The 13,794-nt window shown below is 36.8% G+C and carries 12 protein-coding genes; all 12 read right to left on the minus strand.

From position 1 onward, the window contains the following. Positions 1-7: 7 nt before the first annotated feature. Entirely contained in the window at positions 8-1,168 is a 1,161-nt protein-coding gene (locus ACZZZC_RS17800; protein WP_463483384.1) for a 1-deoxy-D-xylulose-5-phosphate reductoisomerase, read from the minus strand. 309 nt (positions 1,169-1,477) lie between these two features. Beyond that, positions 1,478-2,980, minus strand: a complete 1,503-nt coding sequence (locus ACZZZC_RS17805; RefSeq protein WP_463483385.1) for a GH3 auxin-responsive promoter family protein — start codon at positions 2,978-2,980, stop codon at positions 1,478-1,480. Between the two features lie 114 nt (positions 2,981-3,094). Beyond that, positions 3,095-3,883 carry a hypothetical protein gene (locus ACZZZC_RS17810; RefSeq protein ID WP_265797878.1) on the minus strand — a complete coding sequence of 263 codons (789 nt, stop codon included), beginning with the start codon at positions 3,881-3,883 and terminating at the stop codon, positions 3,095-3,097. After that, positions 3,880-4,848 carry a glycosyltransferase family 2 protein gene (locus ACZZZC_RS17815; RefSeq protein WP_463483386.1) on the minus strand — a complete coding sequence of 323 codons (969 nt, stop codon included), beginning with the start codon at positions 4,846-4,848 and terminating at the stop codon, positions 3,880-3,882. Before ACZZZC_RS17815 ends, ACZZZC_RS17810 begins: the two co-directional genes overlap by 4 nt. Positions 4,849-4,920: 72 nt before the next feature. Further along, positions 4,921-5,871 carry a glycosyltransferase family 2 protein gene (locus tag ACZZZC_RS17820; protein ID WP_463487789.1) on the minus strand — a complete coding sequence of 317 codons (951 nt, stop codon included), beginning with the start codon at positions 5,869-5,871 and terminating at the stop codon, positions 4,921-4,923. Positions 5,872-5,988: 117 nt separating this feature from the next. After that, complete coding sequence (locus tag ACZZZC_RS17825; protein WP_463487790.1) at positions 5,989-6,594, minus strand: DUF4199 domain-containing protein; 606 nt, start codon at positions 6,592-6,594, stop codon at positions 5,989-5,991. Positions 6,595-6,607: 13 nt separating this feature from the next. Beyond that, a complete protein-coding gene (locus tag ACZZZC_RS17830) occupies positions 6,608-7,276 on the minus strand; it encodes a hypothetical protein (protein WP_463487791.1) in 669 nt (222 codons plus the stop codon). Between the two features lie 121 nt (positions 7,277-7,397). Further along, positions 7,398-8,654, minus strand: a complete 1,257-nt coding sequence (locus ACZZZC_RS17835; protein WP_463487792.1) for a dihydroorotase — start codon at positions 8,652-8,654, stop codon at positions 7,398-7,400. Next, a complete protein-coding gene (locus ACZZZC_RS17840) occupies positions 8,651-10,690 on the minus strand; it encodes a vWA domain-containing protein (RefSeq protein WP_463487793.1) in 2,040 nt (679 codons plus the stop codon). Before ACZZZC_RS17840 ends, ACZZZC_RS17835 begins: the two co-directional genes overlap by 4 nt. A gap of 60 nt (positions 10,691-10,750) precedes the next feature. Further along, positions 10,751-11,155 (minus strand): hypothetical protein, encoded by a 405-nt coding sequence (locus tag ACZZZC_RS17845; protein ID WP_463487794.1) that lies wholly within the window; start codon positions 11,153-11,155, stop codon positions 10,751-10,753. Between the two features lie 108 nt (positions 11,156-11,263). After that, positions 11,264-12,268 carry a TerC family protein gene (locus ACZZZC_RS17850; protein WP_056849598.1) on the minus strand — a complete coding sequence of 335 codons (1,005 nt, stop codon included), beginning with the start codon at positions 12,266-12,268 and terminating at the stop codon, positions 11,264-11,266. A gap of 15 nt (positions 12,269-12,283) precedes the next feature. Then, the gene (locus ACZZZC_RS17855; protein WP_463487795.1) at positions 12,284-13,792 is read right to left on the minus strand and encodes a protein kinase domain-containing protein; all 1,509 of its coding nucleotides are present in this window, start codon (positions 13,790-13,792) and stop codon (positions 12,284-12,286) included. Positions 13,793-13,794 lie beyond the last annotated feature (2 nt).

Consider the following 13,794-nt stretch of genomic DNA (forward strand, 5'->3'; position numbering starts at 1 on the left):
TTAGATGTTAAACTTTACTTTTTGTTACTAATTCGCTGGCGAAGATACGGCTATGTTTGTCAGTTTCTAAATAATCGCTCAATTGTGGCTTCTCAATGAAACTAATCTCTTGCATACACTGCTCAATTACTTCGCTCATTTGCAGGAAACCAATTTTATCCTTTAAAAAAGCTTCAACTACAACTTCATTGGCCGCATTTAAAATACATGGCATGTTTCCTCCCTTCCTCAAAGATTGAAATGCCAGTTTTAAGTTTCTAAAGGTTTCCATATCTGCCTGCTGGAAACTAAAATTTGGATAATCCAGAAAGTTAAAACGTTTAAAATCGTTTTTTAGCCTGTCGGGATAATTTAAAGCATACTGAATAGGCAATTTCATATCCGGAACGCCCATCTGTGCCTTCATTGATCCGTCAGTAAATTGAACAATGGAATGAATAATCGACTGCGGATGCACAATCACGTCTATTTGATCTACTTCAAGATTAAACAACCACTTTGCTTCAATTACCTCCAATCCTTTATTCATCAGCGAGGCCGAGTCGATGGTTATTTTCGCACCCATTACCCAATTGGGATGTTTTAAGGCTTGCTCTTTTTTTACTGAAGATAAAAATTGCTGGTCTTTACCCAGAAAAGGACCTCCGGATGCAGTAAGATAAATTTTTTCGATTTCATTCTGCTCCTCACCTACCAGACACTGAAATATGGCGGAATGCTCCGAATCAACCGGAAGGATTTTAACCCGGTATTCCTTTGCTAAATTTGTGATATACTCTCCAGCGACAACAAGGGTTTCCTTATTGGCAAGGGCAATATTTTTTCCTGCTTTTATTGCGGCAATAGTTGGCTTCAAGCCCACTGAACCCATCAATGCAGTAAGCACAATATCGCTTTTTGGAAAAGCAGCAACTTCTGACAATGCTTCCTCGCCTGCTAAAACTTCGATGTTAAAAGACGATAATGAATCCTTTACGTACAAATATTGGCTTTCATCACAAATCACAACGGTTTCGGGCTTAAATTCCCGTGCCTGCTGGATAAGCAACTCAGCATTTTTAAGCGCAGACAATACAGAAACCTTAAATATTTCAGGATGATCCCGAACAACTTCGAGTGCCTGTGTGCCTATACTTCCTGTAGAACCTAAGATGGTTATGTTTTTCAAATTTTATTCTTTTATTCAATTCTTCTTTGGACAGGTATAATCCAATATACCTTCCGCCCAGCATTGCCTGAGTACTGTATCTTCGTTCACCTCAATCCGGCCTAACAAATTTTTGGGAATGCAGTACCCCAGCTTCAGCACAAACTTTAATACAAAAATTTTCAGCCGGTGTTTTTTGTTTCTTTTTTGACATCAAAAAGAAAGAAGCCCGTCCGGCTAGGACAAAGTAAATATCACGCCATCGCTAGAAGCCCTTTATCAGGAAAGGACAAATGAGATTGCCACGTCGTGCCTCCTCGCAATGACGATCTACTTAATAATGTATCCCATCAACTCATCAGCCAACTTCCTATCATTACTCAATCTTGGCACTTTGTTCTGTCCGCCCAATTTACCTTGGCTTTTCATATAATTTACAAAAGCATCTTTTTGCAAAGTACGTATAATTAACGGCTGAAGGATATTCCCTTCAATGAGGTCAAAGTAGTAAATATTTTTCTTTTGCAAAGCCTGATCAACTTTTTTGCTAAACGAGATCATATCTTTTGGAAGCGATGAAAACTCCACAAACCACTCATGATAAGGAAGTTCACCAGCCTTCGGATTAACCTGAGGCGCCACTGTAAATTCCGTAATCTCCACTTTTTCTTCGTTTGCCACAGTTAACAAGGCATGCTCTACCTCTTCTCCAATTACATGTTCGCCAAAAGCGGAAATAAAATGTTTAATACGCCCTGTAACGACAATTTTGTATGGATTTTTGGAAACAAACTTAATGGTATCGCCAATGCTGTATCCCCATAAACCTGCGTTTGTATTGAGTACGAGCGCATAATTGGTTTCTAACTCAACTTGGCCAAGCGATAAACGAGTAGGTTTTTCGTTGTGATATTCATCCGCTGGAATAAACTCATAAAAAATCCCGGCATCAGCCAATAACAGCAAACCTTTATCTTTTTGCGAATCCTGATAAGCAATAAAACCCTCAGATGCGGGGTAAGTTTCAATCGAGTCGATTCTCTTGCCGATGCTTTGTTCTATTTTCGCCCGATAAGGTTCGAAGTTCACTCCGCCATAAATAAACAAGCTGAAGTTCTTAAAGATGTCGGCAATTTTCTTTCCTCCGCTCTTTTCTGATAGTTTATCGAAATACATCTGCACCCAAGGTGGAATACCAGAAATTAAAGTCATGTCTTCGCTGATGGTTTCATCTACTATGGCATCTACTTTTTGCTCCCAATCTTCGATAATGTTGGTTTCATAAGAAGGCAATCGGTTTTTCTGCAGATAGCCAGGAACATGGTGCGCCACAATGCCTGACAAACGACCAACGTTGATTCCGTTTTTCAGCGTCAGCACAGGACTCCCTTGTAAAAAAATCATTTTTCCGTTTACAAAATCTGTTTTACCAGTTTCATGAATATAAGTAAGTATGGCATTCCGAGCAGCTTTGATATGCTCAGGCATCGATTCCTTAGAAAGCGGAATATATTTTACGCCAGAAGTTGTTCCTGATGTTTTGGCAAAGTAAAGCGGCTTTCCTGTCCAAAGCACATCACTTTCGCCTGCAACAACCCGATCTACATATCCTTTTAAAGCTTCGTAATCGCGAATGGGAACATTTTCTTTAAAATCCTGATAGTTTTTTATCTCCGCAAAGCGATGGTCGTTCCCGAAAGCGGTATTTTCCGCCGTTCTGATAAGATTTTGAAGAATTTTATCTTGTGCCTCAACGGCATTCTTTTTCCACTTATTAATTTGCCATACTGCAAATGCTGCAAAAGGTTTACTTAACGCCGCTTTTAACCCCATATCTCCAAACCCTTAAACGGGCTTCTCCTTTCTAATGTTAATATTCAGTTCGTTAATAATAAAAAGCATAAAATTTACTCTGTTTTTAACGCTCCCATTTTGGAGAGCTGAGACCTAAACGATATTGTGTAAAATATCTGGATGTTCATCGCCCTTATACTCTCCTGCAATTTTACGGTAGGCTACTGTTAATGCCACACTCGATAACGGAACAATAATAAATGAGCTTAAAATATTTACGGCGAAGGCTACAAATGGCCAGTGTAACATGTTAAACACCAAATAAATTAAATAACCCCCACCTAAAACCAGTAGCAATAAAAGAATTTTAGTGAAATTTCCTTTGGTAATGGCAAGACTTAGTTTAATAGATTCGAAAGGCGCTACATTTTTATCGATGATGAAAAACGGAAAAAAAGAAATCCTAAGCCAGGTGATAAATATGGCCACTATACCTACCGAGATGGCAACGTTTTTAATCACATCTAAACTTAAACCTGTGTAGATAAACGGAAACGCAACTAAGATAACCACCAGATAAACACCTAAAATACAACCAACAAAATAGAGTGTAGCGATAAGAAAGCGAATAATTTGCTGCCGTGTTGGAAGTGTATCTACAATTTTGACATCATTTTCCTCATCATCCATTAAATGAAAAATGTATTTGAATAGCGATAAATTGATGGTAAAATAAAGAAAGACAAAGATAATGGCCATTACAGCACTCAACGCTTTGCTTACATCTTTAATAAAAAATGCCATTAAGCTGGATGCGCTTGCAGTGATAAACATCAGAAAGCAGAGCGTAGCGATAGAAAAATAGTGTTTTCTGGTAATGCCCCATGCTTTTTGAATAACATCGTTAACGGCAAAAGTGCTTTCTTTTAGATAATTGATCATTGTTGTTTGAATACCACTCGTTTAAATAAATCCTGTATAAATCCTAAACCATAGGCGGTTAGTTGGATGAACGAAGATATAATGCTCAAAAATGCAACTTTTAACGATTTATTTACAGCCCAGGAATGAAAAAATATCAACATAAAGTACACCAAAAGCAGAAAGTTACAAACATAGGCTAATGGCGGATAGATGAAGTTACATAAAATGGTAAAGCCAAGGCCTACGGTAAATACTGCCGGAAAAAAGTGGACCAATTTGAGCTCTTTTGGGAAGTGTTTATAAATATTAATCCTTGCCCGCCCGAAAAAGTGCAATTGTTTATAAAACTGGCTAAAACTAGTTCTGCGTTTGTGGAATACTTTAGCCTCTGGAATTAATCCGATTTTAAAGCCAGCTTCATGGATCCTGATGCTATACTCGATATCTTCCCCTAACCGGGTCAAAATGAAACCACCAACTTTTTCCCAGGCCTGGCGGGAAACACCCATATTAAAACTTCGGGGATGAAATTGGCCAACATGTTTTTTGTTACCTCGAATTCCACCGGTTGTGAAAGGCGATGTCATGGCATAGCTAATGGCTTTTTGTACTGGAGTAAAGCTTTCATGTGCAGCATCCGGACCACCGTAGGCATCTAAGTCGTGCTCGTAAAGATAGTTTCTCACAATTTCCAAATAATCTGGCGGAACCAGAATATCAGAATCGAATATGATGAAATAATCTCCTGAAGCCCGCTCAAAAGCATAATTCCGGGCAAAACCTTGCCCTGCGTTTTCTTTGAAATAATATTTTATATCGAGTTTTTCCGCATAAGAATCTACAATTGTCTTCGCATCATTTTTAGAACCATCTTCAATCACCAAAACTTCAAACTGTAAAAAAGTTTGTTTAGTTAAGGTGTACAAAAGTTCGTCGATTTCTTGCGGACGATTATAAAGCGGAATGATTATAGAGAAAAACATGTAAAAAGGTTGAAGGTTGAAGGTATAAAGGTTGAAGGTTATGGCGGCTAACGCCCTCCGCCTTCTTCCCTTCTACTTTAATTCCTTTTCTATTAAATATTGATTTCTTTCTGGTGCGTTCCGAGATAAAAGTTCGGCAATAAAGCCTGCTAAAAACATCTGCGAACCCACCACTATTGCCACCAATGATAAATAAAATAACGGCTGCTGAGTTACATCGCGATAGGCTAAGCCTTTCCAAATGAGAATCTGCTTTTCTACAAGTACATAAAGTGACATGACAATTCCTAAAAAGAAACTCAATACTCCTAATGAACCGAAAAAGTGCATAGGCCTTTTACCAAATTTACCAACAAAGAAAATAGAAAGTAAATCTAAGAAACCATTAATAAATCTGCTAAAGCCAAATTTAGTTGTTCCGTATTTTCGAGCACGATGCTCTACAACTTGTTCTGAAATCTTATTAAACCCTGCCCATTTCGCTATTACCGGGATATAGCGGTGCATTTCTCCATACACTTCAATGGTTTTAACCACATCGCTCCGGTATGCTTTTAACCCACAGTTGAAATCGTTTAATTCAATTCCACTCATTTTACGTGTGGCTGCATTAAATAATTTAGTCGGCACTGTTTTAGTGATGGGATCGTAACGCTTTTTCTTCCAGCCAGAGATCAAATCAAGTTTCTCTTCTTTAATTCGACGGTATAATTCTGGAATTTCATCTGGACTATCTTGTAAGTCGGCATCCATTGTAATCACCACATCGCCTTGAGTAGCCTCAAAGCCAACATTTAATGCCGCAGATTTACCGTAATTTCTTCTGAATTTGATACCCTTAATAGCTGGATTTTGTATTCTAAGTGTTTCGATAACTTCCCATGATCGATCAGTACTTCCATCATCAACTAAAACAATTTCATAGCTGAAATTATTTTCAACCATCACTTTATCAATCCAGGCCGTTAATTCGGGCAGCGATTCATCTTCGTTAAATAAGGGTACTACAACTGATATATCCATTGTTAAGCATAAACCTCGCAGGTTTTAAAAACCTGCGAGGTTTGTTTAAAGTAAAACGTGCAAATTTCATCAAATTAAATGATAAAACCTGCACGTTCGAAATTTTGTAGATAGAAATTAGATTTCTGAGTTGAAATCTTCGAATCTTAATGGTTTTTCTCGTTTAAATATTGCTGCAAAAATCAATGCAAAAACAAATATTATTGAAATCGCGATTGTAATATTCTTAAAAACAGACTGTGGTGTAAGCTCATTTTGCTTGGCGAATTGCTCATCCATCTTTTTACCCTCTTCATCTAACTTTTCTTGTTCAGTGCCCTGATTTTTCATAAATATCAGAGTTGTATCCTTTATATGCTCCTGCATCTTTTCGGTAGCACTAGGATCGATTACTTTGGTATAAAGTAAATTCAAAGAGAAGGAAGCAAGCCATCCTACTAAAAAAACAATGAAAATTGATTTTAAAGCTTGCTTGAAAGTCCAATATCCGCCTATATTTTTACGGAGATTTTTTAACACAAAGACAGACAAAACAATTGGACCTACAATTAAAAATACTAATGGATAGATAATAACCATTGTCCAAAAAGAATTTGCGGTTTGCATTAAGAATAGTAATGCAATTCCTAAAACAAACATTGCTAAACCTAATATTAAACCACTTTTAAATATTTCTTCGTAAACTTTAGGCTGTGCATCGTTTGAAATTATCTGCTTTTCCATCTCAAGATTTAATTTAGTTATTAATGGTTGTAATCAATATATAAGTAGCCGAATCGAACGATTTGTTACTGCTAAATTGAATTAATTCTTTTGTTGTGGTTGCACTGCCTTCTACATCAAGAAAAAAAGCCATAAAAGGAACAAATAATTCTTGCATTTCTTCGCTAATGTTAAGCGTTGGAGCAGTTTTACAAATCTCTTCCACGCTGCTCTCAGCTAACTGCTGATTGCTAATCATTTCTTCGTAAATTTCAAATTCATCTTGAAATTCATCATCTTCAACCAGTAAAAACTCTTTTAAGAAATCGCCCAACTCTGGCTCAATATCTTCATCTTTACATTCTTTGATGTATAAAAGAAGGTTTAAAAGCTCCGTTCCTCTATCAATTGTTTCTTCCTCTATATTAGCCCATTCATCGCTTTCTAAGTAATCATCTTCTAATTTTTGAACATCGCTGCTAAAGAAATTAACCATCAATAAATCGAAAAATACCTCACGCAATTCTTCAAATTTTGGATGCGAATCGAACACTTCGTCAAAAGCAACAACTTTGTCCATGAACTTCACATCCAGTTCGAAAGCCGCAATGAGTTCTGTTTCGAAACCCTCTACGTTGATAGCCGCGACTTCAGCATATTTATTTAACGATGCGACAAGCGCCTTTTTTACTCTGTTATCCATATTTTAAAATTTAAATGAGCAAAGATGAAAGAACAATGATTAAAGCTAGTAAGCCTAATAAAATTTTCTCCTTGCTTAATCTTCACCAATGCCCCTTAGTTTGTTCTTTGTTCCTTATTCTTTAATCCTTAAACAATTGTTGATTATTATAAACTAATGTTACTTTTCCGGTTAGCTCTGTTCCTAAAAGTGGACTATTAGCAGATTTTGAATAGTTATTTGCCGCATTATATAGCCATTTTTCATTCGGATTATAAACCGTAAAATTAGCTACAACACCTTCTTCAATTACAGGAATATTTAAATTTAGCAATTTACGTGGGTTAATCGCCAATTTCTCCGCAATTAAGCTGGCGTCCAATCCTGCCTTTAACAATAATGGAAGAACGGTTTGCAACGCAATGATACCGTAATGTGCAATTTCAAACTCTACATTTTTAAATTCAATTTCCTCAGGACGATGTTGCGAAGTGATGGCATCAATTGTACCATCTTTCAAACCTGCGATAAGTGCTTTTACATCAGCTTTGCTACGTAATGGCGGTTTCACCTTGTAATTGCTATCGAAATCTGTCAGCAAATCTTCCGTAAAAACCAAATGGTGTGCTGTAACATCGCATGAAATTTGAACGCCATCTTTTTTCGCCTTGCGTATTAAAGCAACTGAACCAGCCGTAGAAATATTGCTGATGTGAATTTTTGTTTCATTGTACTGCGCTAAAAAAATATCGCGGGCAATATGCATTTCCTCGGCCAAAGCTGGCAAGCCTTTCATGCCTAAAAGAACCGAATTTTTACTCTCATTAATTTGCGATTTGCCTGCAATCGATTTATTTTCCGGGTAAACCATCAGCAAAGCATCAAAACCCTTGGCATATTGTAAAGCACGACTCATAAAACCATCGTCTTGCAGCGCTTTGTCGCCATCGGAAAAAGCGACAGAACCGGCCTGCTGCATATCAAACAGTTCTGCCAATTCTTTAGCCTCCCGATTTTGACTGATGGCTCCTACCGGATATACATCAACCAGATTATTTTTTGCTTTGTTGATGATATATTCTACCTGCGATTTTGATTGAATAACCGGATCGGTTTGCGGCAAAAGTGCCAAACCAGTAAAACCACCAGCCCTTGCAGTAGCAGTTAGAGTTTGAATATCTTCTTTAGTTTCGAAACCAGGATCGCCGGCAGCGCAATTTAAATCGAAAAAACCGGGAGTTAAGAAAGAACCTTCAGCATCAAAAACGTTTTCTTCTTTTTCTGGTGATAGTTTTCCTATGCTTTGAATTTTACCATCAATTACCCGAACATCGCATTGCTGCTTATTAAAACTACTTTGCGGATCGGCAATGGTTACATTTTTAACTAGGAGATTCATATTGTTTTTTTAGGGTTGTTAAAAAATCGAATGAGCAGAATTTCAGCAGCAATAAAAATCAGCGACAAAATTAGACAAAGTTTCCATAAAGTTTGTCCGATTTTATTAGCACCTGCAATTAATTTTACCGCATCTTTATCAGCATCAAATACTTTCAAATTACTTTCAGCCGCAAGATTATCCAATTCTGTTTTACTCAAATAATGCATATCAGATTCCGTTCTACCGCTATTAAAAGCATAAACAGAAATCAGGGAGTCGCCCAAGGCAAGGTTATAAAAGCCCGCACTTTTTATTTGATCGGCGACATAAATAAGCGTTTTGCCATTAATCTGACGGATTTCAGGGATTGCCTCGAAGTTTTTAGCGCTTAGCTTTAAGGTTTGATTTTTACCCAAATTAATTTTCTTGCTGGCCAATGCATTATCGTTTCCAAGATTATAATACAGTGCTGTTTCATTGCCAGCGTTTAAAGCCAAACGGTACATTAAAGGAACAAAAACCGGGTGCCGAGCTAAATTCCCATCAACAGAGTTGAGACCCGTTGCCGATAAATAAACGGCGCCATTACCCACGCCGTATTTAGCGAAGAAAAGTTTCCCACCCGGAAAGGTTAGGATATTTTCCTTGTTAGCCGAATTACTTTCTACAAAAGAAAAATATCGTTGAGCTACTGGCAAATCGAGATTTTTAGGAATGTCTTCGAAAACAGTTTTAAAAATCGGGTTCTGTAAATCAATCTGATCTACTTTAGTTTCCGTAGTATTTAAATTCTGAACAATGGGTAACGACAATCCACTTAAAAAAGCATTGTAGGTTTGTATATTGGCATCTAAATCCGGGAAAATTGCAATGGCTCCCCCTGCGTTCAAATAAGTCTTTAACTGTTGTGCCAAGCCACTAGATGGATTTTTCAATCCGTTAAGTACAATTAAACCGTAATTAGCAAAACCACCGTAATTAATATTGTTTTCTCCATTCTCAGTGAGTTTGTAATAATTGTCTGCAGCAAAAAGCGCTTTGATATAATTTCCTGCGGTCGCTCCATTAATACTCAACACAGGTAAACTTTCATCAACCTTAAAGCTGAAAGATAGCGTATCATCAAACGTAACCGGGAAATCTTTAATGGCTATTTGCCCCTTTTGCCAGCCTGCTTTCAAGCCGGAAAAGCTCAAAGTATCCGTTTTAGTTTTTCCTGCTGGAATAGTCATTGCACTTAAACCTTTCTGCTGGTTGTTAATGCTTAGTTTCAAAGGAATATTTTTCGCCTCCTCATCAGAATAATTTTTTAATTGAACAACAAGTTTCTCACTTGCACCCGGCTGGTGGTTAGGAGAAAGTGTCCACACACTATCCACAGCAACATTTGGTAAACCAGTAGCATTCAACTTTATGAAAGCATATTGGATGTCTTTCTTTGTTGATAATGTTGGTCCTTTAGCAATATTTTTCTGAAAATCTGAGATAATAAAACTGTATTTGTTGACTGAGCCAGTTAAAACATTGCCTTGCCGGTTTAATATCTGCTGAAGATTTCTATTTGCAGCCGAAATTTGAACATCGTCAAGTGCTTTTAAAAACTCATCTGCATTTAATAATCTTTGATGTTTTCCCTCAAAATCATTTGTGAGAAGTTGAAAACGATCATTTACCCCGAAGCCTTTGATTAACTCTTTTGCTCTCCGTTTCGCCTCATCCAATAGATTGCCATCTTTATTAATGGCCTCCATACTATAAGAATTATCGATATAAATGCTAATTGAGTTGTTCTGGTTGGTAGTTTTTTGACCTTTGAGCGGGATATAAGGTTGCGCAAATGCAAGTACAAGGAAGATTAATGCTAAAATCCTCGAAAATAAAATCAGTAAATTTTTAAGCTTTTCTCGTGATGAATTTTGTTGCTCAACTTCTTTTAAAAGCTGAACATTAGAGAAATAAACTTTTTTAAATTTTCGGAAATTGAATAAATGAATGATGACCGGAATTGCAACCGATAATAGTGCGAAAAGAAAGCCCGGATAAAGGAAATTCATTAAAAACCAAAGATAGAAAAATTATGGAAAGAGGCGAACTTCAATTATAATAAACTAGTTCTAATACGCAAACCCCGGAAATTCAATATTTACGATTTTCCACTGATCATTATGCAGTGCAAAGTACAGCTTAAACGGACCGCTTACAATTTTTGATTGTTTCTGAATCACATCTCTATAACCGGCCACACCTTCTACAAAACCCATTCCTTTCCCATCGGCTAACAACTCAAAATTAACATCAATAATATCATATCTACCACCAACATATTCATCAGATTTACCAAAAATTCCTTTCAGCCGGCTAACAATAATTCCTTTGCCAATCACTTTATTACCAGGTAAAATAAAGAAATCGTTAAGCTCTTCAGTAATCGATTTAGACTGTTTAAACCATGAGTTTATGAATCTAATGGCACTATTAACGATGTCGGCTTGATGATTAAAGGTAATATTATCTTGCATGGTAATCTCTCGAAAAGTAATCGACCGGTAAAAACCGGTCGATTAAAAACTTGGCGAAGTTAACTATTCTTTAGTGTTTCTCTAATTTAATAGCGGCAATAGTTGCTTCTACGCTACCTTTTCCTCTTCTTCCTTCTCTGGAAACATGACCGATAAAATTACCGATATGATTAACACACCTCCAATAACAATCAGCGAATAAACTGAATCGATGTGGAAGAATGGAGCAATAATCATCTTGATCCCAATAAAAGACAGGATAATTGCCAATCCGTATTTTAATTTACTGAACAAATGAATGAAGTTATCCAATAAGAAAAACAAAGCACGTAAGCCCAAAATGGCAAAAATATTTGAAGTATAAAGGATAAAAGGATCTTTAGAAATCGCAAAAATAGCAGGGATAGAATCGACTGCGAAAAGCAAGTCGGTAAATTCGATTACCGCGACAACAACCAATAATGGCGTGGCTAATTTCACCCCATTTTCCATGGTAAAAAACTTGTCTCCGTCGTATTTATCGCTTACTCTGAAAAACTTCCTCACTAATCTTGCTCCGCGGGTGTTATTATAGTCTTCATCATCGTTGTCATCATCAGCCGACCACGACTTAATTCCGGCATACACCAGGAATAAACCGAACAGCGTCATAATGATATTGATGTCGTATTTGAATCCAGCCACACCAAACAGACTCAAAATTTTATTTAAGTAGGTTAATTCAATGAAAAAGGCGCCAGAAAAAATAAAAATCGCCCTCAAAACCAAGGCACCAATAATTCCCCAAAATAGCACTTTGTGCTTGTTTTCATTGGCAACATCAAAAAACTTGAAAACCAGAATAAAAACGAAAAGGTTATCTACAGAAAGTGCTTTCTCTATCCAGTAAGCTGATTGAAACTGGGTGAATTTATCAAAACCCAACTCATAATAAACAGCACCACTAAAAATCATTGAAAGAGAAATCCAAACGATTGACCAAGTGATGGCTTCTTTATTGGATATGGTGTGGCTTTTTTTGTTGAAGAGACCTAAGTCAATGATCAGCATTATAACAACCACTACTGCAAAGCCTGCAATTAAAAGTGGGTGATCAAACATGTTATTATTCATTATAGTTATTTTGGTTTATTTGTTTGCAAGCGTTATTAAAATTACCCTTCCACCATCCTCTTTAGATAGTAAAAGCTTCTTTCCATTTGTTAGTTCGACCATCGAACCGATAGGAATTTCCTTTTCTTCAGTTTTATCTACCAAAGATGTGAGTTTTTGGTTAACTAACACCCATTTTCCTTCGTGAAAAGTAAAATAACCCACTGGTATTTTTTGTTCGTCTGTTAGTTTTTCATTTCGAACCACATTTCTGTTTACATGCCACTGAAACAAGTATTGATTATTGTACACCATCAATCTGTGGTTTTCAGGTTTCCAAACTGAGGGCTGAAATTGATAATATAAATCCAATATGGGCAAAGTTCCTTTATGGCTGGTACCGCAAAACGGACATTTTGGGATAGAGGTATTGTCGAAAACATACCATTTCTGATCGCAATAAATATTGCTGCATTGCTGCATTAAATCTGTAGTTTTAAGCAAAGCGATTTCCCACTCCTCTGCAGTTGGGCGCTGCATAGGATTGTGCAAACCATCAATAAAAGCCTTATCAAAAAGTGCTTTTAAGTATGGCCCGGTAATGGTATAAGGTATTTTATTTACGTCAGCCCAATAAGTATCCCATTTGGAAACCTGATTCATTTTTGGACGATTTGATGAATCTGTTGGATGTTCTACAAACAATGCCTTCTCTCCCATACTCAACAAATCGTCCTTTTCGGTGTCCAGATCATGAACCTTGCCGCCTTTTAAGGGATGCCGATGCAGCAAATACATATAAATTAAACAAGCTAAAGCGTGTAAGTCTGTTAACCGGTTTGGTAATTTCCTGGCGGGATCGTTTTTTTCCAGATGTTTAGTAGCCAAAACTTCCGGAGCGATGAAATCTGCAGTTCCAATTACTTCGGCTTGGAATATGCCAGGAACAACTAAACCATCTAAATCAATCATACAGGCAGAACCCGTTGAAGGATCTATTAATACGTTGTTGTATGATAAATCGGAGTGAGAAAGTCCCATTTGGTGCATTTTTTTTACCCCACGGGATAAATTAACGCCAATTTGAAAATAGTTAAGCCATCGGCCTAATTCATTTTGATCTAAACTTAAGGGGAACTGCCTATTTCTAAACTTGGCTGCGGCAAACCATTTTCCAATTTTTTCTTCCCCTTTAATTAAATCGCTTGAGGTATAACCTTTGGAAAAGAAAAATTTAGAATTGTAAATCGGAACAATAATTCCAATGCGATCATGAGTTTCGATGATATCAGTTGGCCAACGATAAATTTCTTCTAAATAATACTTTCCAGCCTCTTTGGTTTCTATCTGATTGAGGTATTTAGTAACTATTTTGGTCAGCCTTTCTTTTTGATTGAAATCTTGTTTCTCTTTAAAAATCGCAACAACGTACTTTCTATCCGGGCTAAAATAAACATTCTTTGCAGTTCCACTTTTCGGATCGCCATTATCTACATATTGATAAGATTTGCCTGTAAGGGAAGATTTAACGGTAATTGTAGACATAG

This window comes from Pedobacter sp. AC212 (assembly GCF_979258625.1).